22 protein-coding genes are annotated in these 24,054 nt (G+C 59.2%); 14 read left to right on the top strand and 8 right to left on the bottom strand.

Translation table 11 applies throughout. From position 1 onward, the window contains the following. Positions 1–24: 24 nt before the first annotated feature. On the bottom strand, positions 25–3,174 hold the full coding sequence (locus HNQ36_RS04170) for an efflux RND transporter permease subunit (protein WP_184082652.1): 3,150 nt from the start codon (positions 3,172–3,174) through the stop codon (positions 25–27). A 9-nt stretch (positions 3,175–3,183) separates the two neighbouring features. Then, complete coding sequence (locus HNQ36_RS04165; protein ID WP_184082651.1) at positions 3,184–4,386, bottom strand: efflux RND transporter periplasmic adaptor subunit; 1,203 nt, start codon at positions 4,384–4,386, stop codon at positions 3,184–3,186. A 201-nt stretch (positions 4,387–4,587) separates the two neighbouring features. Here HNQ36_RS04165 and HNQ36_RS04160 point away from each other — a divergent pair, with 201 nt between their 5' ends. Continuing rightward, positions 4,588–5,406, top strand: coding sequence for a hypothetical protein (locus HNQ36_RS04160; RefSeq protein WP_184082650.1), 819 nt, complete (start codon positions 4,588–4,590; stop codon positions 5,404–5,406). Positions 5,407–5,448: 42 nt separating this feature from the next. Here HNQ36_RS04160 and HNQ36_RS04155 read toward each other — a convergent pair whose 3' ends face one another. Next, positions 5,449–5,805, bottom strand: coding sequence for a hypothetical protein (locus HNQ36_RS04155; protein WP_184082649.1), 357 nt, complete (start codon positions 5,803–5,805; stop codon positions 5,449–5,451). A gap of 154 nt (positions 5,806–5,959) precedes the next feature. On the opposite strand from HNQ36_RS04155, the gene HNQ36_RS04150 reads away from it, so the two are divergent. The 4 genes from HNQ36_RS04150 (at position 5,960) to HNQ36_RS04140 (ending at position 9,783) form a co-directional block, all read left to right on the top strand. Then, positions 5,960–6,181, top strand: a complete 222-nt coding sequence (locus HNQ36_RS04150; protein ID WP_184082648.1) for a cysteine rich repeat-containing protein — start codon at positions 5,960–5,962, stop codon at positions 6,179–6,181. A gap of 68 nt (positions 6,182–6,249) precedes the next feature. Then, a complete protein-coding gene (locus tag HNQ36_RS26065; protein WP_083992677.1) occupies positions 6,250–6,474 on the top strand; it encodes a hypothetical protein in 225 nt (74 codons plus the stop codon). A gap of 425 nt (positions 6,475–6,899) precedes the next feature. Further along, positions 6,900–8,372, top strand: coding sequence for an NADP-dependent succinate-semialdehyde dehydrogenase (gabD, locus tag HNQ36_RS04145; RefSeq protein WP_184082647.1), 1,473 nt, complete (start codon positions 6,900–6,902; stop codon positions 8,370–8,372). A 151-nt stretch (positions 8,373–8,523) separates the two neighbouring features. After that, the gene (locus HNQ36_RS04140; protein ID WP_184082646.1) at positions 8,524–9,783 is read left to right on the top strand and encodes a Glu/Leu/Phe/Val family dehydrogenase; all 1,260 of its coding nucleotides are present in this window, start codon (positions 8,524–8,526) and stop codon (positions 9,781–9,783) included. Positions 9,784–9,805: 22 nt separating this feature from the next. On the opposite strand, the gene HNQ36_RS04135 is transcribed toward HNQ36_RS04140, so the two are convergent. The 3 genes from HNQ36_RS04135 to HNQ36_RS04125 are packed head-to-tail and all read right to left on the bottom strand — an operon-like array spanning position 9,806 to position 11,280. Further along, a complete protein-coding gene (locus tag HNQ36_RS04135) occupies positions 9,806–10,018 on the bottom strand; it encodes a hypothetical protein (RefSeq protein WP_184082645.1) in 213 nt (70 codons plus the stop codon). A 31-nt stretch (positions 10,019–10,049) separates the two neighbouring features. After that, positions 10,050–10,448 (bottom strand): hypothetical protein, encoded by a 399-nt coding sequence (locus HNQ36_RS04130; RefSeq protein ID WP_184082644.1) that lies wholly within the window; start codon positions 10,446–10,448, stop codon positions 10,050–10,052. A 28-nt stretch (positions 10,449–10,476) separates the two neighbouring features. Then, positions 10,477–11,280: a sterol desaturase family protein gene (locus HNQ36_RS04125; RefSeq protein ID WP_184082643.1), complete on the bottom strand. Its 804-nt coding sequence runs from the start codon at positions 11,278–11,280 to the stop codon at positions 10,477–10,479. Positions 11,281–11,484: 204 nt separating this feature from the next. Between HNQ36_RS04125 and HNQ36_RS04120 the strand changes: the two genes are divergently transcribed. The 7 genes from HNQ36_RS04120 to HNQ36_RS04090 are packed head-to-tail and all read left to right on the top strand — an operon-like array spanning position 11,485 to position 17,647. Further along, a complete protein-coding gene (locus HNQ36_RS04120; RefSeq protein WP_184082642.1) occupies positions 11,485–12,759 on the top strand; it encodes an ABC transporter substrate-binding protein in 1,275 nt (424 codons plus the stop codon). A 3-nt stretch (positions 12,760–12,762) separates the two neighbouring features. Continuing rightward, positions 12,763–13,644, top strand: coding sequence for a branched-chain amino acid ABC transporter permease (locus HNQ36_RS04115; RefSeq protein ID WP_184082641.1), 882 nt, complete (start codon positions 12,763–12,765; stop codon positions 13,642–13,644). Next, entirely contained in the window at positions 13,641–14,654 is a 1,014-nt protein-coding gene (locus HNQ36_RS04110; protein WP_184082640.1) for a branched-chain amino acid ABC transporter permease, read from the top strand. Before HNQ36_RS04115 ends, HNQ36_RS04110 begins: the two co-directional genes overlap by 4 nt. Further along, positions 14,654–15,457 carry an ABC transporter ATP-binding protein gene (locus tag HNQ36_RS04105; protein ID WP_184082639.1) on the top strand — a complete coding sequence of 268 codons (804 nt, stop codon included), beginning with the start codon at positions 14,654–14,656 and terminating at the stop codon, positions 15,455–15,457. The genes HNQ36_RS04110 and HNQ36_RS04105 overlap by 1 nt, the downstream gene beginning before the upstream one ends. Beyond that, complete coding sequence (locus tag HNQ36_RS04100; RefSeq protein ID WP_184082638.1) at positions 15,457–16,176, top strand: ABC transporter ATP-binding protein; 720 nt, start codon at positions 15,457–15,459, stop codon at positions 16,174–16,176. The genes HNQ36_RS04105 and HNQ36_RS04100 overlap by 1 nt, the downstream gene beginning before the upstream one ends. Before the next feature lie 37 nt (positions 16,177–16,213). Further along, positions 16,214–16,534, top strand: a complete 321-nt coding sequence (locus HNQ36_RS04095) for a DUF6166 domain-containing protein (RefSeq protein WP_184082637.1) — start codon at positions 16,214–16,216, stop codon at positions 16,532–16,534. After that, positions 16,535–17,647 carry a Zn-dependent alcohol dehydrogenase gene (locus HNQ36_RS04090; protein ID WP_184082636.1) on the top strand — a complete coding sequence of 371 codons (1,113 nt, stop codon included), beginning with the start codon at positions 16,535–16,537 and terminating at the stop codon, positions 17,645–17,647. Positions 17,648–17,704: 57 nt separating this feature from the next. On the opposite strand, the gene HNQ36_RS04085 is transcribed toward HNQ36_RS04090, so the two are convergent. Beyond that, positions 17,705–18,421 carry a GntR family transcriptional regulator gene (locus HNQ36_RS04085; RefSeq protein WP_246395243.1) on the bottom strand — a complete coding sequence of 239 codons (717 nt, stop codon included), beginning with the start codon at positions 18,419–18,421 and terminating at the stop codon, positions 17,705–17,707. A gap of 214 nt (positions 18,422–18,635) precedes the next feature. Here HNQ36_RS04085 and HNQ36_RS04080 point away from each other — a divergent pair, with 214 nt between their 5' ends. Continuing rightward, complete coding sequence (locus tag HNQ36_RS04080; protein WP_184082635.1) at positions 18,636–19,826, top strand: efflux RND transporter periplasmic adaptor subunit; 1,191 nt, start codon at positions 18,636–18,638, stop codon at positions 19,824–19,826. Next, the gene (locus HNQ36_RS04075) at positions 19,823–22,993 is read left to right on the top strand and encodes an efflux RND transporter permease subunit (protein ID WP_184082634.1); all 3,171 of its coding nucleotides are present in this window, start codon (positions 19,823–19,825) and stop codon (positions 22,991–22,993) included. The genes HNQ36_RS04080 and HNQ36_RS04075 overlap by 4 nt, the downstream gene beginning before the upstream one ends. Here HNQ36_RS04075 and HNQ36_RS04070 read toward each other — a convergent pair. Then, positions 22,990–23,988 carry a LysR family transcriptional regulator gene (locus tag HNQ36_RS04070; protein WP_246395241.1) on the bottom strand — a complete coding sequence of 333 codons (999 nt, stop codon included), beginning with the start codon at positions 23,986–23,988 and terminating at the stop codon, positions 22,990–22,992. The two genes, HNQ36_RS04075 and HNQ36_RS04070, sit on opposite strands and share 4 nt — an antisense overlap. Between the last annotated feature and the right edge of the window lie 66 nt (positions 23,989–24,054).

Here is a 24,054-nt window from a genome sequence, read left to right as displayed (position 1 = left end):
TACATCAGAAGGTCAGGGACCTGATTACGCCGTCGCCTGTGAACCGGCCTTCTTTTCCTTGCGCTCACGTAGCCAATTCTCAAATCGCTGGACGATGACGAAGAACGTCGGAACGAAAAGCACCGCGAGGCAGGTGGAGGCGATCATGCCGCTGAACACAGTAATGCCGATTGATTTGCGTGCGCTGGCGCCGGCGCCGGTGGCGAATACCAATGGCGCAACGCCAAGAATGAAAGCGAACGACGTCATCAAGATAGGCCGGAATCGCGCCCGCGCAGCCTCCACGGCGGACTCCAGCAGTGGCTTCCGGTCGCGGACATGCAGTTCAAGCGCGACTTCAACAATGAGGATAGCGTTTTTGGCCGACAGGGCGATCAGCAGGATCAATCCGATTTGCGTGTAGAGATTGTTCTCGATTCTTAGTCCTGTAAGGACGGCCATCGGGCCGAGCAACGACAGTGGCACAGCTAGAATGACGGCGATCGGCGCGTACCAGCTTTCATATTGTCCGGCCAGCACCAGGTAGACGAGCAGCAGGGCGAGGCCGAAGACGAAGTAGATCTGACTGCCGACAGCCTTCTCCTGATACGACATCGCCGTCCATTCGTATCCGGTGCCCGGCGGCAAGGTTTTCTCGGCGACTTTTTCCATCAGCGCCATGGATTGGCCGGAGCTGTAGCCTTGGGCGGGCAATCCGATGATGGTCGCGGATGGGTAGAGATTGTACAGACTGATGAGTGAGGGGCCGACCGTCGGCGTAATGGTCGCAATTGTGCCAAGCGGGATCATGGCGCCTTGCTGGTTTCGCACCGTCAGGTTTTCGATATCCTTGGTGGTCAGGCGAAATTGCGAATCCGCCTGGGCATAGACCTGAAATGTGCGGCCGAATTTGTTGAACTGGTTGACGTAGGATGCGCCAAGATAGGACGCGAGCGTCGAGAACACCTGATCGGTGGTGACGTGCAGTGTCTGGGTCTTGATCCGATCCACCTCAACGTCGAATTGCGGCACCATGGAGCGGAACGGTGAGTTCACTCGCTGCAGGGCGCTCTGCGTCTCTGCGTTGGCCACCACCGCCTGCGTTATGGCCTGCAACTTGCCGAAATCGGAGTTTCCATCACGCAATTCGACCTGCATGGCAAAGCCGGCGGCATTGCCGATGCCCTGTATAGGTGGTGGCGGAAGCACGAATATCCGTGCTTCCGGAATAGTTTCGAGTTTCCTGTTCAGTCCGACTACAAGCGAGCGCAGATCTTCTCCTGCGCCTCGTTCATCCCAGTCCTTCAACATGAGGTAGGAGACGCCTGCATTGGCGAGGCTCGAGCTGTTATCGAGCGCCGATATGCCGGCGATGCTGATGACTTGCGCAACGCCGGGCGTCTTGCTTGATATCTCGGTGACCTGATCCAGAACGCGCTGTGTGCGATCGAGTGATGCTCCGTCCGGCAACTGAACCGCGGCCAGCAGGTAACCTTGATCCTCAATGGGAATGAATCCGGTCGGCACGCGGGACAGGCCGTAACCGCCGATGCCGATCAGGATCAGCGCAACAACGACCGACAGATTGCTGTGCGCGACCATGCGGCCGATCAGAGCGGTGTAACCCTTCTCGACCCGGTCGTAGATCGCGTTGAATCCGCGGTAGAACCAGTTGCGCTGCTCCGGCGGGACCGGTGGCCGCAGCCACAGTGCGCATTGTGTCGGCTTCAAGGTTGCCGCGTTGATCGCGCTGATCAGGGCGGTTGCAGCGATCACAAGGGCGAACTGCGCATAGATGCGGCCGGTCAGCCCCGGCAGAAACGCAGCCGGCAAGAACACAGATACCAGCACCAGCGTGATTCCGATGATCGGAGCGAACAGCTGATCCATCGCCTTGATTGCCGCATCATGGCCGGACAATCCTTGTTCGATGTTGTGAGCGGCCCCCTCGACGACGACGATCGCGTCATCGACCACGATTCCGATGGCGAGAACGATCGCAAACAGCGTCGACAGGTTGATGGTGAAACCGAGCGCGGCCATCGCGGCGAATGCGCCAATAATCGTGACAGGTACCGTGGTTGCAGGAACCAGCATGGCGCGCCAGTCCTGCAGGAACACGAGAATTACGATCAGAACCAGAAACCCCGCCTCGATCAGTGTTTTGTACACCTCATGGATCGAGGCCGACACGAACTTGGTGGTATCGAACGGAATTTCGAATTTCATGTCTTGCGGAAAGCCGCGTGACAGGTCGTCCATCTTCGTCTGGACGGCCTGCTGGACTTGCAGCGCATTCGCCCCGGGCGACTGGAAGACACCGATGCCGATGGCTGGTTTCCCGTCGAGCGAGAATATCTGGCTATAGGTCTGAGCGCCGAGTTCAACGCGCCCGACGTCGCGAACGCGGGCGATGTCGCCATTGTTACCGGTCTTGACGATGACATCGTCAAACTGGGTAGCGTCGTCGAGTCGTCCGTTGATGTTGAGGGTGTACTGGAAAGCCTGTCCGGGAGGCGTTGGCGGCATCCCGATCTGGCCTGCGGTGACTTGCTGGCTTTGCTGCTGGATCGCCTGAATGACATCCTGCGGCATGAGCGCCAGCGCCTGCAGCTTGTTGGGATCAAGCCAGACACGCATCGAATACTGACCGGCACCGAACACGGTGACGTTACCGACTCCGGAAAGGCGCGATAGCTCGTCCCGAATGTTGATGGTGGCGTAGTTGCTCAGAAAAAGGCTGTCGTACGTGGCGTTTGGCGAGGTCAGTGTCACGAACGACAGGATTGCTGTGGACCTCTTCTGGACCGTGACACCTTGTGTCTGCACCGATTGGGGCAGGGACGACAGGGCGCTGGAGACCCGGTTTTGAACCAGCACCTGCGCGAAATTCAGATCGGTCCCGATCTTGAACGTCACCGTGAGCGAGTAGGTGCCGTCGGCGGCACTGTAGGACTGCATATAGAGCATGCCTTCGACGCCGTTCACCTGCTGCTCGATCGGCAGCGCGACGGTGTCGATGACGGTCTTGGCGCTGGCGCCGGGATAGCGCGTCGTGACCTGCACGGTCGGAGGCACCACGTCGGGGTATTGTGCGACGGCAAGGCCAAGCAGCGCAACGCCGCCGATCAGGACCATCAGGATCGCGATGACGTTCGAAAGAACCGGCCGCTCGATGAAAAATTTCGAGATCATGGCCCCGTCCTAGTTTGCGGATGCGCGAGGTTGCCCGATTTTCTGAAGCTGCGGATCGACCTTCTGGCCGGGGATCGCGCGGAGCAGGCCGGCGATCACAACACGGTCATCAGGCTTCAATCCGCTCTCGATCACGCGTAATTCGCCTTCGAGAGGTCCGGTCTGCACCTTGCGTTGCTCGACGATGTTTTCGTTGTTGACCACAAGGACATATCTTCCGGCCTGATCGCTCCCCAATGCGACATCGGGAATCAGCAAGGCATCCTTCTGCTGATCGAGAGGAACGCGAACGCGTACGAAGTATCCGGGCAGTAGAACCCTGTCGGTATTTGACAGAACCCCGCGCACTGCAAGGGTTCCGGTCGACTGATTGACCGTTGGCGCTGCGTAGTCGAGCTTCCCCTGGTGTGCAAAGCCGTTCTCGGTCTGAAGTCCGACCTCGATCGGCGTTTCCTTGAGGTCTTTCGGCGTGAGACCTTTTTCAGCGGCCGCCGCGCGTATCCGCAAAACGTCCTGTTCATTGACGTTGAAGTTTACGTAAATCGGGTTGAGCTGAACGATGGTTGCAAGCTGGGTTGGCGATGACGCCCCGACGAGCTCGCCGATTGAGACGAGACGCGCGCTGACAATTCCATCGAACGGCGCGGTGACGTTGGTGTAGCTGTAGTTGACCTCCGCGATCTTGGTATTGACCTGGGCCTGCTGCAGATTGGCTTGCGCATTGTCCCGTGAGGACGTGGACTGTTCGAGAGTTGCCTGCGACACGACCTGTCGCGAGACCAGATCCGATTGGCGCTTGAAGTCGGACTCAGCCTGTCTCAACGAGGCCTGTGCACCAGCCTCGGCTGCCTGTGCCTGCTCAAGCTTCAGCTTGTAAGTCTCGGGCTCGATCGTGAACAGCGTCGTGCCTTGCTTCACGAAGGCGCCGTCCTGATAGGAGATCGACTGGAGAAAACCCTGTACCCGGGCCACAAGATCGACGTTGTTGACCGGGGCGGTGTTGCCGGTGGCCATCAGGTAGCGGGTGACGGTGCGCTGCACAGGCAGCCCGACATCGACTTTGGCGGGCGGCGGGGCCACAAAACTATTTTGTTCGCAGGCAGTTAGCGTGACGAATGCGAATATGGCCAGAAGGACACGGGAGGCCCTGTGTGATCTGCGATCAACAGCAGCGATGAGCGCGGTGAACGAGGTCGGACACGCAGGCTTCATTCAGATGCCTCGCCTCATGATGTTTCAGCGGAATTACGCTCGATCAAAAATTGCGTCCGCCAGCTAGGAATAACAACAATCTGCTTGCGGTGGAACTCAAAAACGAAAATGATGCGGCTGGCGAGGATTGTTCCGCCAAATTTTTTACAGTTTCATTCTAGTTGGCGCGACGAATTCGGCAACAACAATAGGAATTTTCAGATGATCAACACGTTGAAGCGTGTTGCCGCGTTGTGGGCACTGGCGGCAGTGGTCGTTTTCACGATTGTAGTGCCGGCTGCTTCCCAACAGCCCACCGATGAACAGCGCAATGCGATCCGCTCTGCATGCCGCGCGGATTATGAAGCTAATTGTGCCAGTGTGCCGCCAGGTGGAGCGGCTTCGCTGCAGTGCTTGCAGAAAAACATGTCGAAGCTTTCCGGGTCCTGCAAGCAGGCTGTGAATGCCATCGAACCGGCCGCCGCCGCGCCCAAGGCGGAATCCGCACCAGCGCCCGCGGCTCCTGCACCGGCCAAAGCCGCCGCACCGGCGGCTGCGCCCAAGGCTGCAGCAGCTCCCAAGGCGGCTGCTACACCAACACAAAAGCCGACCGATACGCAAACCGCTGCCATACGCAGCGCCTGCCGTTCGGACTATCAGAAGAATTGTGCAAGCGTGCCGCCGGGCGGCGAGGCGTCATTGCAGTGCTTGCAGAAGAGCATGCCGAAACTTTCGCCAAGCTGCCAGAAGGCAGTCAGCGCAGTGGGCGGTGGTGGAGCAGCGCCAGCCGCGGGTAGTGCGCCGACCACCGCTGCGGCGCCTGCCGGAGCGGCGGCAGTTCCAGCGCCTGCCTTGGTGCTGCGGCCCATGCGGCCACGCGAGGAGTTGCTTGTCCTGAGATCTGCGTGCAGCGGAGATGTTCGCACGCTTTGCGGAAGCGTTGCACCCGGCGGTGGCCGCATCGTGCAGTGTCTGGCCGTGCGAGCGGCTGACCTTTCACCCGCCTGCAAGGATGTTCTCGCTCAGTTTGCCGCGCGATAGACCCGTTTTCGTTTTACCTGCGAAGATCTGATGCGCGGTACGCTATTCACCGCGAAAAGCCAGGATCAGCTGGACCAGTCGGACGCTTAAAGCAAAGTAACAAACGGACATAATGATCAGATACGCGACATGCCAACTCAATCTTGTGAGCTTGTAGAAGCCGTCGAGGAAATTGAGAATAAGAAGGATGATACCAAATAGCTCGACTCCACGGCCAACCAGACTGTGACGCAAATAGCCGAACAGGAGTATGGCCGGGTCGGTACTGGAGACATGTGCGCCTGCTGATATGATCAATGTCGCGACGATCATTTTTTCGACGTGACTAAACATCTCCTTTGAGACGTGTTCGACATGCTCAGCGTAAAACGTAAGCCATTTGCTTCGGATATCCTGCATGGTCTTTCCCCACGACGAAGGCCGGTATCGGATGAATTCGGTTTGAACGTATTGCTTGGGACTTTACGGAGTTCGAGTACAACGGCTGAGCAGCAAAGAAGCAAGAACCTCACTGACCTGATTTGATCTGCTAACAACCGGAAAGGATGTACACATGACGCGCACGATCTTGATTGTTGCTCTTCTTGGGTTGTCAGGTGCTGCGTATGCGCAGGATCTGACGGCTGAACGGCGCAGCGCATGCATGGGGGATTATGAGAAGTTCTGCAAAGGCGTTGCGCCAGGAGGAGGCCGGGTCATCGCTTGTCTGTCCAAGTCGAGCGACAAGCTTACCCCTGAGTGCAAGAAGGTGTTGACCGCCGCGGAGAAGAAGTAGTCGGCGGTGCGTCGGACTTGTTCGGGAGAATTGCGCCAGGATCAATCAGGTAGTGCGGGAGGGTAATCATGCGCACAATCTTGCTTATTGCGGCCGCTGTTCTGGCCTTTGGCGGAACGATGACTGTCGTGACCACTGACGCCAACGCGGTCGTCTGTGCCCGTGGAGTTTATCGCGCAGGCTGCGTTGGGCCCCGTGGAGCGGCCGTCGTCCGTCGTCCAGTGGTCGTTCGTCCAGCGGTCGTTTGCCGCACCGTGTGGGTCAATGGCGTGCGTGTCCGCCGCTGCAGATAGCCTGGCCGCGACAGACGCGTCGTGCTTGATAGCCAGCGCAGGCGTGGAGGCAATTAAGACCGTGTGCTGTCCTTGACGCGCTGCCGCCGCTTGCGTCGCGTATGCTGGCGGCGCGCACGAGTTCGGCAACTCTTTCGCCGGTATATATGCGGCCTCGCTGGGAGCGGCTCCACGCTCGCTTGCCGCCAGAAGTCGTCAACACAATCGTGAATGTGATCGATTGCGGTGCGATGCCCTGCATTGTTTGCAGTTGCGCGGGCCAGAACAAGCATGGGAACCGAGGACCTTCTCGATCATTGCCGTGGGGTATAGAAGGTTTCCAGCTTCGGTATTTCCGGACGAGATTCCGCGCACCGGTTCTGGTAAGATCATCCGCTTCAAATTGCGCGAAACGCTGATCGCGCCCATCAACAAGGCTTCGTAACATGCTGGACAAGGTATCAAAACTCACCCTGAAAGACGCTTCGCTGTTGCGTGACGGCTGCTTCATCGGCGGCGAGTGGGTCGCGGCCGATAGCGGCGGTACGATCAAGGTCGACAATCCTGCGAACGGTGAGCTGGTCGGTTCGGTGCCCAACATGGGCGCGGGCGAGACGAAGCGTGCCATCGAACAGGCGAATGCCGCGCTCCCGGCCTGGCGCGCCAGGACGGCAAAGGAGCGCTCCGCCGTTTTGCGCAAATGGTTCGACCTGATGATGGCCAATCAGGAAGACCTCGCCATGATCATGACGGCGGAGCAGGGCAAACCCTTGGCGGAAAGCAAGGGCGAGATCGCCTATGCTGCGAGCTTCATCGAGTGGTTTGCCGAGGAAGGCAAACGCATCTACGGCGACACGATTCCCCCATTTACGGCCGATCGCCGCATCGTGGTGCTGAAGCAGCCGATCGGGGTCTGCGCTGCGATCACGCCGTGGAATTTTCCGGCGGCGATGATTACCCGCAAAGCCGCCCCGGCGCTGGCCGCAGGCTGCACGATGGTGGTGAAGCCCGCCAGCCAGACGCCGCTGTCGGCGCTGGCTCTGGCGGTATTGGCCGAACGCGCAGGCGTGCCGAAGGGCGTGTTCTCCGTGGTGACCGGATCGGCCTCGGCCATCGGCGGCGAGATGACGTCGAACCCGATCGTGCGCAAGGTGACCTTCACCGGCTCGACCGAGATCGGCAAGCAGCTGATGGAGCAGAGCGCTTCGACCGTGAAGCGCACCTCGATGGAGCTTGGCGGCAATGCGCCGTTTATCGTGTTCGATGACGCCGATATTGACGCCGCGGTGAAGGGTGCGATGGCATCGAAGTATCGCAACGCCGGGCAAACCTGCGTCTGCGTCAACCGCATCTTCGCGCAGGACAAGATTTACGACGCGTTCGTCGAGAAGCTGTCGCAGGCGGTGCGCGGCCTGAAGGTCGGCGACGGTTTCGGCGAGGGCGTTACCATCGGTCCGCTCATCAACATGGCTGCCGTCGAGAAGGTCGAAGAGCACATCTCCGATGCGACCGCCAAGGGCGCCAAGGTTGCGATTGGCGGCAAGCGTCACGCGCTCGGCCGCACGTTCTATGAGCCGACGGTCCTGACCGGCACGACCCCGGATATGCTGATCTTCCGCGAGGAAACATTCGGTCCGGTGGCGCCGGTGTTTCGGTTCAAGACCGAAGAGGAAGCCATCCGCCTTGCCAACGATACCGAGTTCGGACTGGCAGCCTATTTCTACGGCCGCGACATCGGGCGGGTGTGGCGCGTCGCCGAGGCGCTTGAATACGGCATGGTCGGGATCAACGAGGGCATCATCTCGACCGAGATCGCACCGTTCGGCGGCGTCAAGGAAAGCGGCAACGGCCGCGAAGGCTCCAAGTACGGCATCGAGGATTATCTCGAGATCAAGTACCTCTGCATGGGTGGAATCTAGGCGAGTCGGAGCTTTGCAAGGGGGGCGCTGAGATTCTTTTCGTGCGATAAGGCTGTCTCGATACGTTGATTCTTGTCCCTTCGACCACATCAGCAGATTTGTTGCTGCGGAGATGCCCATCTCCGCAGCTGACCAAGCCGATGAGACGTCAATGACAGTTTACAGCGGCCCGGTTTTCGATATGGCGGCCAACCAGTTCGGCGTCATTGCGGATTATCTCGCGATTCCTGCAGATGAACGTGACAGGCTGCTGTTGCCGAAGCGCGCGGTGGTCGTTTCCTGTCCCATTCATCGTGACGATGGATCGACGGCGGTTTTCGAAGGCTATCGCGTTCAGCATCACCTGACGCTCGGCCCCACCAAGGGAGGGACGCGCTTTGCCGCAAGCGTCGATCTCGGCGAGGTCGCAGCGCTTGCGATCTGGATGAGCTGGAAGTGCGCTCTCGTGGGGCTGCCTTATGGCGGCGCCAAGGGCGGCATCGGCGTCGATCCTTCAAGCCTGTCCGCACACGAACTGGAATCGCTGTCGCGTCGCTACATGCAGGAAATGATTCCATTTGTCGGGCCTCATATCGACGTGATGGCGCCTGACATGGGGACCAACGAGCAGGTGATGGCGTGGTTCATGGATACATATTCGATGTATCAGGGCCGCACCGTCACGGAAATCGTGACCGGAAAGCCGGTCAGCGCAGGCGGAACGCTGGGGCGACGGGAGGCAACGGGGCGCGGTGTCGCTCACCTCGCCAAACGCGTGATGACCGAGCGTTCAATCGGGCTGAACACCGCGACGGCCGTGATTCAGGGTTTCGGAAACGTCGGGTCGATCGCTGCGGCGGAATTGCAGGCGATGGGCGTGACAATTGTTGCAGTCAGCGATCACACCTGTGCGCTGCATCGCCAAGCGGGCTTGGATGTGGCCGACCTGATGAGGCACGTCGCAAAGCATGGCAGTCTTCTCGGCTACTCAGAAGAACTGCAGTGCGATCCGGTCAGTATGCTGACGTTGCCTTGCGACGTTCTGGTGCCGGCCGCCACCGAACGCGTCATCGACGCGAGTATTGCCGGAAAACTGCAATGCAGGATTCTCGCCGAGGGGGCGAATGGTCCCACAACACCTGACGCAGACCTCGTGCTGGAGAAGCGCCAGGACGAGATTTTCCTGATCCCGGACATTCTGTGCAACGCCGGTGGCGTCGTGGTCAGCTACTTCGAATGGGTGCAGGACCTGCAGCAACTGTTCTGGGAAGAGGAAGAGGTGACGCGGCGCGAGTATCAGATCCTCAATCGCGCGTTCGATCAAATGGCTTCGCGGGCAAAACGCGACAAGATTTTCAACCGAACCGCTGCCATGGCGATTGGTGTTGAGCGTGTGCGCGCCGGGAAAATCACACGCGGACTGTTCCCCTGACAGGAGCGCACAGTCGCCGGGTTCAGCGGCCCGGCTGTTGTTCCCGACGAATACCGCCTGCTGTTTCTTCGCGTTTCACCTCGGGGAACAGCCACATCGCGAACACCATCAGACACCCGAGAAATGCCACGAGATACTGAATGCGGCCGTGGCCGAGCGCGTGCTGCATGTAGAACGCGATAGCCGCGACGAGAACAACTACGATGGATAGTACAAATTTGATCTTTACGGGCATTGGTTTCTCCCTTGACCTTATCGACGCATTTTCACGACAGGCTCGCCAGCGCTGAACCGCCGATCTTGCTCAAGATCGCAAGTGCCAGCACCTGAACGCCGATCAGTACGGATAGCTCGACCGCGGTATTGCGCAGCGGCCACCGCCATTCCTCGAACAGCGCCGGCGCAAACAGGAAGATGAGCCCGCTGACGACGATCAGCGTGGTCCATCGTAGCTCAAGATATCCATAGAGTCCGGTGGCGCCCAAAAGTATGGCCAGTAACGCGGCGTTGCCGAGGACAAGTAGCGTGACGAACGGAGACTTTGCTGCATCAGGCCGGGCATGAAGCGGGAACATGCCGGCGACGATGAGGAAGGCAACTCCGCACACGGTGGCTAACCCGGCAAACCAGATCAGCGATAGCCAGTTCGGCTCGATCGCACTCATGCCAATCTCCGTTCAGTTTCGGCTGCTGCTATTCGGCAGGCGTAGCGAATCCCGTACCCTGACCGGCGGCTTCCGGCTTCGGGGTCCGCGACGTCTTGCGCATGTTCTTCCGGATGTAGCGGGTGTCGTAGCCATTGAAGATATGGCCGATCAGGCCGCGATCGAGGTCCGAGGTGCCAAACAGCCAGTCCATGACGGGGAAGGTCAGATTCATGTTCCGCTCCATCATGATCGACTGGTTGTGATGGGCCGCATGATGACGCCGGATGGTATTGACGAAAGGCATGTTGCGCACAAACCAGTTCTCGTCGACGTGGCAGCAGAAGTGCATGAATTCATAGATGAGATACATCGATGTCGTGGTGCAGATCAGCAGCCAGCCGACATTCGGTGAAACGAGCCAGCCAAGAACCAGCGCGGGCGGGATCGACATCAATGTAAACGTGACAAGGGCATAGGGAGGGAAGAACGTGACGCGCCAGTCGTTATGATCGGCGAAGCGCATTTCCTCTTCGGTGAAGAACTGGTGATGCATCAGCGTGTGCCGGTTGTAGATCGCGCGAAATGCTTTGATTTGCGACGGGCGATGCATGACGAAGCGGTGAATCCACCACTCGAAGAAGTTTGCCGCCAGGAATGTCACCGGCACGATCAGAAATTCCCACCAGCGAACGTTGCTGATGTTGGCGATATAAACGGAGAGGGCGGTGAACCCGATCACGTAAATGACGAAGGCGTGCAGCCAGCCGTTGTACCAGCCCGCGATTCGGTCCCTGTAGGTCGCCCGGTATTTCCGCTGCCGGTCAGTCATCGGGCTGGATGTGAGTTCCATGGCGCCTTCTCCTTTGTTTCCGGGGCGGCCGGCGACCCTATCCGGCCATTTGCCATCTGACATATCACCAATCTATTAGTTGGGCAATGATCTGCTGCAAGTTGACGCTCCCTGCAAAAAGCGCTTGCTGAAATGCGTCTGATATATTTATGGTATGGCAAGAGCGCACGGCAGATGCGCTGATAGATCATGGGAGGACATCAGATGAAGCTCACTCGCCGCGCGTTTTCCAAGCTCGCCGGTGCAGGCGCTGCCGTTGCTGCTGCGCCGCAATTGTTTGCCCCGGCCATTGCCCAAGACAAACCGCTCAAGATCGGCATCATTGCACCGCGTTCCGGCGTCGCCGGTACTGCCGGCGAATGTGGCATCCGTGCCGTGCAGTGGGCTGCGGAGCGCATGAACAAGGACGGCGGCATCGCCGGACGAAAGTTCGAGTTGGTCATTGAAGAAGAAACGAATCCCAAGGACACCATCGAGCGGTTCCGGCGCCTGGTGCTGCAGGAGAAGGTCGAGAGCGTTCATGGCCTGATCTCGACCGGCGTCAGTCTCGGAGTTGCCCCTGTCGCGGAGGAGGAACAGTCCCTTCTCGTCATGTGGGACGGCACCACGCAGGACGGCGTGAAGGAAGTGATGCCGAAATCGCGTTACGTCTTCCGCTCGACCGACAACGAGTGTGAGGCCGTTATGGCGTCGCTGCTGGCCGTGAAGCACTTCAAAGGCAAGTTCAAGCGCGTCGCCGGTATCAACCCGGATTATTCTTACGGCCGCAACAACTGGGAGGCCTTCAGGCAAATCCTCGCGCGCTACGGCGTGGAGGCGGAGTTCGTTGCCGAGCAATGGCCGAAGGTCGGTACACTCGATCTGACGTCGCATATCGCTGCGCTGAAGGCGGCCAAGCCGGATTTGATTTTCTCCTCGATGCTGTTTGCCGACTTGCCGGTATTCATGAAGCAGGGCGCGGCCGCTGGCCTGTTTGATGGCGTGAAGGTCGTGCTGCCGGCGGCGGGTTGGCAGCTCAATCAGCTCAAGAAGGAGTTCATGCCGGAAGGCGTGATCTTCGGGCACAACACGCTTTACTTCGATCATCCGCAAGCGTCGCCGCTGCAGAAGGCGTTCGTTCAGGATTATATGGACAAGTATAAGGAGGCTCCGCACTGGGAAGCGGACCGCGCCTATTTCGCGCTTGCTAGCTACAAGGCCGGTGTCGAGGCGGCGCAAAAAGCCGCCAAGAAATGGCCGACGCCTGACATGGTTGCCGAAGCCATGCCCGGCATCGAAGTCGAAAGCCTCGGCGGCAAGGGCCGGTTCCGAAAGGACAAGATCGCGGAGCAGGTGTTCTATCAGGGGCCGTCGACCAACAAGAACAAGTACGATTTCCCGACGCTGGCTTCGATCGACACATTCCAGGCGGATCAGTTGCAGAAACCGCCCGGTGCGGATTTCTGGGAATGGATCAAGACCGCCAAACTGCCGGTCTAAGCGATGACATCGATCGTCGATATCGTCCTCGGCGGGATATTCCACGCCGCCATCCTGTTCCTGGTGGCGGCTGGGCTTCAGCTCGTGTTCGGCGTGCAGCAGATCGTCAATCTCGCGTGTGGCTCCTTCTATGCCTTGGGAGCGTATTTCGGGATTACGGCGGTTGCTGTCGCCATGAAGCTCGGGCTCCCGCCGATGATGTTCTTTCCCGTCCTGATTCTGGCAGGTCTTGCCATCGGCCTTGTCGGGCTGCCGATTGAACGCGTGTTGCGTACGGTCTATCGGCGGGATGAGAGCTATCAGCTGCTGCTCACCTTCGGCCTGCTGCTGATGTTCCAGGACGTCTTCCGCTTCACATGGGGCGCGACACCGCGCACCATGGACAACGCCTACATGGCCTACGGCACGGCGCATGTGTTGGGTGTGCAGGTGCCGACCTACAATTTGCTGGTGATCGCGGCGAGCATCGGCATTGCGGTCGCGCTCGGGTTATTTCTCCAGCGCACAAAGACCGGGCGTATTGTGCGGGCGACAGCTGAAAACCGCGACATGGCGGAAGGGCTTGGCGTCAACGCGTCGAAAATTTTCGCACTTGTGTTCACAGTCGGCTGCATGCTCGGCACGGTAGGCGGCGCACTGGTCGTGCCGTCGAGTGCGGCCTCGCTCGACATGGCGGTCGAGCTGGTAGTGGAAGCCTTCGCCGTTGTCGTTATCGGTGGCTTGGGGAGCATGCGTGGCGCGCTTGTCGGTGCGCTGATTGTTGGATTGATGCGTGCTGCATCGATTTCGATCATGCCGGAAATGGAGCTGTTGTCCGTTTATCTGGTTGTCGTCGCAGCGCTCATTCTCAGGCCCGCAGGGCTGTTCGGCAAGGTGACGGCATGAGTGAACAATCTCTCGATATCTCGCTGACCACGCCGAGGCGGCGCTCGCTGCCGCACATCAAGGGGCTTTGGATCTTCATTGGCTTGACTGCGCTAATGGGTCTTATGCCGCTGGTGGCGTCACCTTATGCGCTTCTGTTGCTGGTGCCGTTCTTTGCCTATGCTATCGCATTGTTCGGTTTCAACCTGCTGTTTGGAACGACGGGACTGCTTTCGTTCGGGCACGCTCTCTTTCTTGGCGTCGGGGCCTATACCGCCTCGACGTTGACCTCAAAATTCGGGGTGCTGAGTTTTGAGTTGATTGTCCTCACCAGCGCGGTTGTTTCGGCGGCGGTTGCGCTTGTTATCGGCATGCTCTGCGTGCGTTACACCCGAATCTTCTTCGGTATGCTGACCCTTGCGTTCGGCATGCTGTTCCATTCCTTTCTATTCAAGTTCTACAGCGTCACCGGTGGCGATCAGGGGATGCGCGTGCTGCGCCCGCTGCTGTTCGGCATGGAATGGGGCGGCGGAAAGACCGCATTTCTCACCGGGCCGTTTTATTACTATGTGCTCGCGCTGTTGGGTGTGTTGGGAGCAATCATGTGGCGCATTACCCAATCGCCGTTCGGGTTGCATCTGAAGGCGATCCGCGAGAACGCGGGCAAGGCGGCTTACGTCGGTGTGCAGATTTTCCGCATGCGCCTTGCGGCTTTCGTGATTTCCGCGATTTATGGCGGTATCGGCGGGACCATTCTCGCCATCACGACCGGTCTCGCCGATCCTGAACTGGCTTACTGGACCCATTCCGGCAATCTGGTGTTCATGGCGGTTCTCGGTGGAAGCGGAACCTTTGTCGGTCCGGCAGTCGGGGCGCTGGCATTCGTACTGCTGCAGGACTTTGTGATGGCCATCACCCAGTATTGGCGCTTCGTGATGGGCGGCGTGCTGGTGCTGCTCGTGATTTTCCTGCCGCAAGGTCTGTCGGGGGCCGTCGAGATGCTCGCCTCCCGCAAGACAGGAGACAGGTGATGCGCGATAGCGGAAACCCGGCCGCCGGTGCGCGGTTGTTCGAAACGATCGGCGTCTCCAAGCACTACGGTGCATTCAGAGCGCTGCATGACGTATCGTTTCACGTCGATGATGGTGAATTCGTCTCGATCGTCGGGCCAAACGGCGCCGGCAAAACCACGCTCGTCAATGTTGTCACGGGTCTTTTGCGACCGACCATGGGCGAGGTCCGCTTTCTCGGTCAGGACATTGCGGGTGTGGGGCCTGTTGAACTGGCGCGGCGTGGCATGTCGCGTGCTTTCCAGCTTGTGAACATATTTCCGGCGCTGACGGTGCGCGAAACTCTGGCGGTTGCCGTTGCCTCACGATTGCAGCGAATCTCAAATCCATTTCGTTCGCTGTCGAAGGATCGCGAGCTTCAGGCGGATGTGGTGCGCGTCGCGGAGGTTCTCGGTCTTCGCGGCAAGCTGGACACCGTGGCATCGACGCTGTCGCAGGGCGAGAAGAAGCTGCTGGATATTGCCAGCGCTTTCGCGCTCAACCCCAAGGTTATCCTGCTCGACGAACCGACCAGCGGCGTCTCTACCGGGGACAAGCATGCCATTATGGAGGTTCTCGTGACCGCGGCGAAGGCAGCGGGGGTCCGCGCCATTGTTCAGGTCGAACACGATATGGATCTGGTCGCGCGTTACTCGCATCGGATTGTCGCGCTGCAGGAGGGCAGGGTTCTGGCCGATATGCCGCCCGATCAATTCTTTGCAGATCCAGCGATGATCTCGGCGGTGGTGGGAACGCGGCCACCGACCTTGAAGAGGGCGTCCTGATGCTCAAGCTCTCCAGCGTGAAAGTGGATATTCAGGGCAGCCGCATCCTGAACGGAATCAGCCTGTCGGTCGCGGCAGGGGAACTCGTCTGTCTCGTCGGCCGCAATGGTGCCGGAAAAACCACGACGTTTCGCAGCATTATGGGTTATCGCCGCCCGTTGTCGGGCGAGATCAGCTTTGACGGCTCTGACCTGACGAAATTGCCGACGTGGAAGATCGCGCAGAGTGGCATTGGTTTCTCACCGGAGGAATCCGAGGTCTATGCCGATTTGACGGTTGCAGAGAACATCGAGCTCTCGACATGGACGCGGCCGACGGGGCGCCCCGCACATGAGCGTATTGAGGAGGCCTATGCGGTCTTCCCGAAGCTACGGCAGTATCTTGCACGCGGCGGAGCGCAACTGTCCGGCGGCGAACGCAAGATGGTGTCGATCGCCCGCGCGCTGACACTCGATCCGAAGTTGCTGTTGCTCGACGAGCCGTTTGAGGGGCTATCGCCGGCCATCATCCCCTTGATCGCTGAAGGCGTCGCCTCGATCCGTGCCATGGGCAAGGGCGTATTGATGGCGGAATCAAATGTTCATCACATTCCGGACTATGTCGATCGTCTTTACGTGCTGGAGCGTGGCGAACTAATGTTTTCCGGCACCTTGGCCGAGGCGCATCGCGATCGCGATGTAATGCGTGTGATCGCGGGCGAGATCGAAGCGGCGCATTAGTGCAGTTTTCGGCTCGGATACGAATGAGGAGAGCAGAATGAAGCGGTATGTAGGCGACAGGACAATCGACGGCGTGAAAGTGACTGTCGACGGAGCACCGCTGAATCCTCGTACGGATGTCACGGAGTTCACCAAAAACGGCTTCGAATGGAGCTATGAAGGACCGGAGCCGCGACAACTCGCGCTTGCGATGCTTGTCGAGCACCTTGGAGATGCAGGCGCTGCCAAGACCATGACTGATCCGTTCATGCGGGCGGTGGTGGCAAATTTTGGCAACGAATGGGAAATGACATCGTCCGATATCGATGTCGCACTCACGGCGCTGGGCAACGGAAATCCCGGCAAGGCGGTCGCGTAGATGCCGCTTCAATACCGTGCGGCCGTTCTTCAGGCTGCGAAAACACCGCTTGCGATTGAAACGGTCACTGCATCGGCGTTGAAGCCCACAGATGTACTGGTGCGTATCCGCGCTGCCGGACTGTGCCATACCGACCTCGAGGTGATCGAAGGATCGTTGCGTTTCCCGATGCCAATTGTCCTTGGTCACGAGGCGGCCGGGATTGTCGAAGAGGTTGGATCAGCGGCGCGAGGGGTCAAGAAGGGCGACCACGTTATTCTGTCGTGGAATCCGCACTGCGGCCATTGCTTCTATTGCGACCGGGATCTGCCGATACTATGCGAAGAGTACCTTGGCGAAGGGCCAAAGGCGCGATCCTTCGACGGCGAGAGCCGGGCAACGCTGACGGATGGGCGCAATCTTCAGCAGTTGATGTTTCTCGGATCGTTCGGCGAATATTGCATCGTACCCGATCAGCAGGCCGTGCCGGTGCCGAAGGACATTCCCTTCGATCGCGCTTGCCTGATTGGCTGCGGTGTCATGACGGGCGTAGGCGCGGCTCTCAATCTTGGTGCAATCGCTCACGGCGATACGGTGATGGTGGTCGGTTGCGGCGCTGTCGGACTGGCAGCGGTGCAGGGCGCACGTCTGGCCGGGGCAGGAACAATCATCGCCGTGGATCTCGATCCCGCAAAGCTAGCGCTCGCAATGACGATGGGTGCGACCAGCACGGTCAATGCGTCGAATGAGGATCCTGTCGCGCTCGCAAAGAATGCTACCAACGGACGTGGCGTGGATGTTGTGATCGAATCAGCCGGCAGCCCGGCTGCCTTTCGCGTGACAACCGAAGCCGTTAGGCCTGGTGGTCACGTGATCTGGCTGGGCAAGGTCGATGTGCAGCAGGACATATCGTTCCGCTGGGGATCGCTGATGCAGGAAAAGCGCATTCGACGCGTCAGCTATGGGAATGCCCGGCCACGGCGTGATTTTCCGATGCTGGCGCAGGCCTATCTCGATGGGTCGCTGATGCTGGACGAATTGATTTCACGGCGTATTTCTCTCGAAGAGATCAACGTGGGCTTTGACGCGTTGAAGCGTGGCGAAACCATCCGCAGTGTCGTGATGTTTGGCTGAAACGGTCACGATTTGACTTGCTGCTTCCGGTATCCGCCGTAACCGGCAGATCACCATTTAGGTGTCGAGCGTCTTGCGCGCGAAATCCTCGATATAGTCGATCAGCTTGTCCGAAGCGGAAGCCGCCATCTTCGGCTTTTTCCCGGCAACGGCCTCGGCGACCGCTGCATGCAGCTTGGCAGCCAGGGGCAGATCGGCAACCTCCTGATAGTGCTGATACCAGAAACGGCGGGAGAGGGCGTTCATCAGTCCCATTGAGCGCCGGGCAAACTCGTTGCGCGCTGTCGTTGCGATCAGCAGGTTGAATCGCTGATCAAGCCGCATGAATTCGATGTCGTCGGCTTGAGCAGCCGCCGCGAGCATTCCCTTCGCGACTTCCGCGAACTCCTGGCGTTCTTCGGGGGTCGCGCGCTCGGCTGCCAGCCTCGCCATCAACCGCTCAAGTTCGCGGCGAACTTCGAGCAGCCGCAGTTGTAGCCGGAGATTGATTTCCGAGACCATGATGCCCCGTCTCGGCATGATGACCACGAGACCGTCCCTCGCGAGACGCTGGAGCGCTTCCCGAATGGGGGTGCGTCCAATTTTCAGCTTTGTTGCAAGCGTATGCTCCGACAGCACAGTGGCTGGCGGCAACTGCAAGGTGACGATCATTTCCTCGAGTTCGCGATAGGCACGATCGGTCAGCGTCCCGTCATCGATATCTGAATTTGGGGCTGCACGCTTTGAAGCCTTCTTGGATTTCAATCCGTCACCATTGGCAAGAATCCGCTCCATCAACCCAAGCATATATTCGTAGTATATCAATGACAAGAACTCGTGTGCGGGAAGACGGCGCGGAGTAGCAAGATCGTTTCTAATCAAAAATGATTAGCTGCGACTAAATCGCCGGAGGATTTAGGGCACTGGCGATGTTCATCAATGCGCGATAACGTGCTCGCTCGACAGGAACGCTGTTCAAGCTGTTCGGTGACGATAGGGGAGCTCTATTATGAGATCACATGTGATCCCTAATGGTTTCTGGCGCTCCGGACGAAACAAGTCACTCCTGGTGTTTGTCACAATTGCCGTCGGATCAATTTTGACCGCCTGCGACAAGCCGGCGCAACAACCCGCAGCCAGTGCGCCGCCTGTCACGGTCGCTCAACCAACCAAGCGGACTGTAACGGACTGGGACGAGTTCACGGGCCGGTTCGAAGCCATTCAGCAAGTTCAGATCCGGGCGCGTGTAACCGGCTTTGTGACGGGTATCGAATTCAAGGATGGTGCCTTCGTCAAGACCGGCGATCTGCTTTACGTGATCGATCCGCGTCAGTACGAGGCGACTTTGGAACAGGCGCGGGGGCAGCTCGCCGACGCCAAGGCGAAGGTCGAACTGGCGGAGCGCGAACTGGCACGCGCCGAACAGTTGATCAAGACGCAGGCCGTCGCCGAGACCATCGTCGATCAACGTCGTCAGCAGCTTGAATCCGCCCAGGCGAGCGTATTGCAGGCCGAGGGTGCGCTGCGTCGGGCCGATCTTGACGTCGAGTTCACGAAAATCAAGTCACCGATCGATGGGCGTGTCAGTCGTCATCTGGTGACGGTCGGAAACCTTGTGCAGGGGAGCGAGAGCGGCGCGACGCTGCTCACTTCGATCGTCTCGCTCGATCCGATTCATGTCTATTTCGATATGGATGAATCGATCTATCTTAAAAACAACCGGTTGTGGTTCGAGGGCAGGAGGCCAAGCTCGCGCGATACGCCAAACCCCGTACAGATTATCCTGTCCGGCGAAACCAAGCCCTCGCGCGAGGGCACGATGGACTTCCTCGATAATCGGCTTGACGTCGGCACCGGAACCCTGCGCGGCCGCGCGCTGGTTCCAAATCAGGATCTGTCGATCCTGCCCGGGCAGTTCGCCCGCGTGCGCGTCATTGGAAGTGCTCCCTACGAAGCGCTGCTGCTGCCGGACACAGCGATTGCATCCGATCAATCCCGCAAGATCGTCTTTGTCGTGAAGGCCGATGATACCGTGGAAGCAAAACCGGTTACCCTTGGACCCCTCGACGGTGGTTTGCGCGTGATCCGCGAAGGGCTTGCGCCGGATGATCGTGTGATCGTCGAAGGGCTCCAGCGTGCGCGGATCGGAGCGAAGGTCGCGCCGCATGCGCCGAAGCCGGCCGGCGGGGGTAAGTCATGAATCTGGGCCGCCTGTCGATCAACCAGCCAATTCTGGCCATGGTGCTGTCCATCGTGCTGATGATTATCGGCGCGATTGCCTACACCACCTTGCCCGTCGCCGAGTATCCGCCGGTGGCGTCGCCGACGGTGATCGTTACCACGCAATATCCGGGCGCGTCCGCGCAAACTGTGTCGGATACCGTCGCAACGCCGATCGAACAGGAGATCAATGGCGTCGAGGACATGGTGTCTATTTACAGTCAGGCGACCTCGAACGGCCAATTGACAATCACCGTCGAGTTCAAGCTGGGCACCGATCTCGACAAGGCGCAGGTGCTGGTTCAGAACCGGGTGGCGATTGCGTTGCCCCGTTTGCCGACGGAAGTGCAACGTAATGGTGTTGTGACACGCAAAGACAGCCCCGATCTGCTGATGGTCGTGTTCATGCTGTCGCCTGACGACACCTACGACCAGCTCTACATCAGCAACTATGCGCTCCGGCAGGTGCGCGATCAGTTGCTCCGACTAGACGGCATCGGCGACATCCAGATTTTCGGCGCGCGGGATTATTCGATGCGCCTGTGGCTCGACCCGGAGAAGATTTCCACGCTTGGAATGACTGCCGGTGACGTAGTCACCGCGATCCGCGCCCAGAATCTACAGATCGCCGGTGGCCAGATCGCCGAACCGCCGATTTCCGACCGCGCGTTTCAACCCAATCTCACCTTTACGGGGCGTTTGAAAGATCCGCAGCAGTTCGAAAACATCATCATCAAGGCCGGAGAGGATGGCCGTATCGTGCGTCTGCGCGATGTGGCGCGTATCGAACTCGGGGCGCTGGCCTACACAACCAACAGCTTTCTGTTGAAGAAATCCGCGGTCGCGATGCTGGTGTCGCAGCGGCCTGGCTCGAATGCGCTGGCTACCGCCAAGGGCATTTCCGATGCCATGAAAAGGCTCAAGGCGGATTTTCCACCAGGCCTCGAATACAACATTGGCTACAATCCCACCGAGTTCATTGCGGAGTCGGTCAATGAACTGATCAAGACAATCTACGAAGCGATGATCCTGGTCGTGATCGTCGTCCTTGTGTTTCTGCAAGGTTGGCGTCCGGCGATCATTCCGATTCTGGCGATTCCTGTTTCGCTGATCGGCACCTTCGCGGTCATGGCGGCGCTCGGATTTTCGATCAACAATCTCACGCTGTTCGGGCTGGTGCTTGCCGTCGGCATTGTGGTGGACGATGCGATCGTCGTTGTTGAGAATGTCGAACGGCATCTGGCTGCGGGTCTGAGCAGGCGCGAAGCCGCATTGCTCACCATGCAGGAGGTCGGCGGGGCACTGGTTTCGATCGCGCTGGTGCTGTGTGCGGTGTTCGTGCCCACTGCATTTTTGGGCGGCATCTCCGGGCAGTTCTTCCAGCAATTCGCCGTGACTATCGCGGTTGCCACCGCGATATCGTGTTTCTGTTCGCTGACCCTTTCTCCAGCGCTGGCGTCGATCATCCTGCGCCCGCATGAAGAGAAACGGCCGCCGGCGAGCTGGAATGTGATCGCGCGTGGATGGGGAAAATTCACAGGCGCTTTCAACCGTGTGTTCGATCGCCTTTCGCACGGTTATGGAACTGCGGCGGAGTTTGTTATCCGGCATTCGGTTGTGATGCTGCTGGCTTACGCTGCCTTGATTGCTTCAGCCGTCTGGCTGGTCGTAGCCACACCACAAGGCTTTATTCCGGCGCAGGATCGCGGTTATGTCATTGTCGCCGTGCAATTGCCCGGCGCTGCATCGCTCGCACGCACGACCGAGGTCGTTCGTGAGATCGAGAGGATCGCACTTGAGACGCCGGGGATCGTACGCGTGCCTTCCTTTGCGGGCTTGTCCGGTGCGACACGGACGCAAGCCAGCAACGCTGCTGCGTTGTTTCCGGTGTTCGAGGACCCGAAGATCCGGCTGAAGGAGGGCCTGACTGCCAATGTGATCACCGCGGAGTTGCGCAAGCGGCTGTCGAGTATCGAGGGCGCCTTTGTGATCGTCGTGCCGCCGCCTGCTGTACCAGGTATCGGGACGGGCGGCGGGTTCACCATGAGCGTGCAGGACCGGCAGGGGCGGGGTCCCGAACTGCTTGCCGCAGCCACTGACGAACTAGTGAATGAGGCCCGGAAAGCTCACGGGCTGACAGCGGTGTTTTCACCGTTCAGCGCCAACACGCCTCAGGTATTCGTCGAGATCGATCGCCAGAAGGCGCAGATGCTTAATGTGCCGGTCCAGAGCGTGACCGAAGCGATCGAGACCTATTTCGGTTCGACCTATATCAACGACTTCAATATTCTCGGCCGTTCCTATCGCGTGGTCGCCCAGGCGGATTTGCCGTTCCGCCGGGAGACCACGGATCTCGCCAGGCTACGAACCCGCAACACAGCGGGAGACATGGTGCTGCTCGGAAGCGTCGTCGATTTCCGCGATACGTCGGGACCTGACCGGGTTGCGCGTTACAATCTGTATCCGTCCGCCGAGTTGCAGGGCGATACGCTTCCAGGAACAAGTTCTGCAACGGCGATCGATACGATGCGAGCACTGGCGGTCCAGACGTTGCCCAGCGGGTTCGGATTCGAGTGGACCGATCTGTCGTATCAGCAGGTGACAGGAGGCAATACGGGGCTTTACGTTTTCCCGATCTGCGTGCTGTTCGTGTATCTCGTGCTTGCGGCGCAATACGGCAGCTGGACCCTTCCATTCGCCGTGATCCTGATTGTGCCGATGTGCCTGCTCGCCGCGACAATCGGCGTGCGCATCATGGGGCAGGATATCAACATTCTGACCCAGATCGGTTTCGTCGTGCTGGTGGGGCTGGCGGCCAAGAACGCCATCCTGATCGTCGAGTTCGCCCGCGACATTGAACGGGAGGGGCGCGACCAGCTTGAAGCCGTTATCGAGGCGTGCCGGCTAAGATTGCGGCCGATCCTGATGACCTCCTTTGCATTCATTCTCGGCGTGCTTCCGCTGGTGATTTCATCGGGATCCGGATCGGAAATGCGTCAAGCGGTCGGCGTCGCCGTGTTCTTTGGCATGCTTGGCGTCACGCTGTTCGGGCTGATCTTCACGCCGATCTTTTACATTCTGGTGCGCAGGTTGTTCCCGGGCAGTGTTGAAATGGAGCCCCGGACCACGGAAAGTGTTCCCGGCTAGTCCGTCTGCTGCTTCATTCTGTCGACCAGCAACTCCGCGACGCGGAGGCTGGAGGGTGTGGTGTTGCGGGCCGCGAGTTGCACCAGCGTGACCTGCGTTGCCTCCAGTCGCTTGTCGCGCATAGGGATGGCGACCAGCGTACCCGCAACCAGCTCGGGCATCGCCGCATTCCGTGGCAGGAAGGTGCCGAGACCGGTTTTGGCCGCCATCGTTCGTAAGAAGGCGATGGAGTTGGTCTCGCTGTAGATATCGAGTTCGATGTTGGCCTTGGCGCAGGCGCGATCGATTTCCTGGCGAATACCGAACGAAGGATCGGGCAGGATTACTCGTAGCCCGGCCAGATCCTTTATCGCGCAATGATCCTTGCCGGCCATCGAATGTTGCGGCGCAACCATCAGGCACAGTGATTGCCGCATCCGGGCCAGTTCAATCAGGTCGCGGCGGGGCGCGCGGCCGAAGACAAGCCCAAGATCGACCTCATGCCGTCCGACCATTTCGGCGACGCCGCGCGATCCCACGGTGGTCACCGCGATCGAAATGCCGGGGTAGTCCCTCGAAAGATCGACCACAAAGTCCGACACGAAGCTCGCCAGCAGGCCTTCAACGGTCGCCAGCTTGACGTGACCGCGCTGCAGCGAATCGAATTCCTCCACCTGCGCGCGGACCCGATCCAGTTTCGTCAGGCTCTCTTGTGCATAGCGGTAGAGCAGGTGGCCGGCATTGGTCAGATTCATCCCCCGCGCCCCGCGCTCGAACAATTTGACCGAAAGCTCGTCTTCGAGCCCCTGCACCTGTCGGCTGATGGCGCTGGGGGCAATCCGCAGGGATTCCGCAGCCCGCTTGATTGAGCCGCGCACCGTGACCTCGCGAAAGTACCGAATAGCCGTTGATTCAATCATGTGTTCGGACCAGTTCTTCCGGTAAGGGGGATGCTTTGAAATCAAGCAGGTCGTGCATAGCGATCTAATTTTCAGACCGTTCGCATCGAAATTCAATGCTTTTATTCGATCCCTTATTTTGCCAAGATTTCGACAGGTCGTACCCTTGGTCCCTGATGGAGA

The organism is Afipia massiliensis, assembly GCF_014203115.1.
Taxonomy (GTDB): Bacteria; Pseudomonadota; Alphaproteobacteria; order Rhizobiales; family Xanthobacteraceae; genus Afipia; species Afipia massiliensis.
This window is presented reverse-complemented; position numbering and strand designations above follow the sequence as displayed.

Bases quoted from the DNA above. Each gene is read 5' to 3' on its own strand.
- HNQ36_RS04170 (WP_184082652.1), bottom strand. From the start codon at position 3,174: ATGATCTCGAAATTTTTCATCGAGCGGCCGGTTCTTTCGAACGTCATC.
- HNQ36_RS04165 (WP_184082651.1), bottom strand. From the start codon at position 4,386: ATGAAGCCTGCGTGTCCGACCTCGTTCACCGCGCTCATCGCTGCTGTT.
- HNQ36_RS04160 (WP_184082650.1), top strand. From the start codon at position 4,588: ATGATCAACACGTTGAAGCGTGTTGCCGCGTTGTGGGCACTGGCGGCA.
- HNQ36_RS04155 (WP_184082649.1), bottom strand. From the start codon at position 5,805: ATGCAGGATATCCGAAGCAAATGGCTTACGTTTTACGCTGAGCATGTC.
- HNQ36_RS04150 (WP_184082648.1), top strand. From the start codon at position 5,960: ATGACGCGCACGATCTTGATTGTTGCTCTTCTTGGGTTGTCAGGTGCT.
- HNQ36_RS26065 (WP_083992677.1), top strand. From the start codon at position 6,250: ATGCGCACAATCTTGCTTATTGCGGCCGCTGTTCTGGCCTTTGGCGGA.
- gabD (WP_184082647.1), top strand. From the start codon at position 6,900: ATGCTGGACAAGGTATCAAAACTCACCCTGAAAGACGCTTCGCTGTTG.
- HNQ36_RS04140 (WP_184082646.1), top strand. From the start codon at position 8,524: ATGACAGTTTACAGCGGCCCGGTTTTCGATATGGCGGCCAACCAGTTC.
- HNQ36_RS04135 (WP_184082645.1), bottom strand. From the start codon at position 10,018: ATGCCCGTAAAGATCAAATTTGTACTATCCATCGTAGTTGTTCTCGTC.
- HNQ36_RS04130 (WP_184082644.1), bottom strand. From the start codon at position 10,448: ATGAGTGCGATCGAGCCGAACTGGCTATCGCTGATCTGGTTTGCCGGG.
- HNQ36_RS04125 (WP_184082643.1), bottom strand. From the start codon at position 11,280: ATGGAACTCACATCCAGCCCGATGACTGACCGGCAGCGGAAATACCGG.
- HNQ36_RS04120 (WP_184082642.1), top strand. From the start codon at position 11,485: ATGAAGCTCACTCGCCGCGCGTTTTCCAAGCTCGCCGGTGCAGGCGCT.
- HNQ36_RS04115 (WP_184082641.1), top strand. From the start codon at position 12,763: ATGACATCGATCGTCGATATCGTCCTCGGCGGGATATTCCACGCCGCC.
- HNQ36_RS04110 (WP_184082640.1), top strand. From the start codon at position 13,641: ATGAGTGAACAATCTCTCGATATCTCGCTGACCACGCCGAGGCGGCGC.
- HNQ36_RS04105 (WP_184082639.1), top strand. From the start codon at position 14,654: ATGCGCGATAGCGGAAACCCGGCCGCCGGTGCGCGGTTGTTCGAAACG.
- HNQ36_RS04100 (WP_184082638.1), top strand. From the start codon at position 15,457: ATGCTCAAGCTCTCCAGCGTGAAAGTGGATATTCAGGGCAGCCGCATC.
- HNQ36_RS04095 (WP_184082637.1), top strand. From the start codon at position 16,214: ATGAAGCGGTATGTAGGCGACAGGACAATCGACGGCGTGAAAGTGACT.
- HNQ36_RS04090 (WP_184082636.1), top strand. From the start codon at position 16,535: ATGCCGCTTCAATACCGTGCGGCCGTTCTTCAGGCTGCGAAAACACCG.
- HNQ36_RS04085 (WP_246395243.1), bottom strand. From the start codon at position 18,421: ATGGAGCGGATTCTTGCCAATGGTGACGGATTGAAATCCAAGAAGGCT.
- HNQ36_RS04080 (WP_184082635.1), top strand. From the start codon at position 18,636: ATGAGATCACATGTGATCCCTAATGGTTTCTGGCGCTCCGGACGAAAC.
- HNQ36_RS04075 (WP_184082634.1), top strand. From the start codon at position 19,823: ATGAATCTGGGCCGCCTGTCGATCAACCAGCCAATTCTGGCCATGGTG.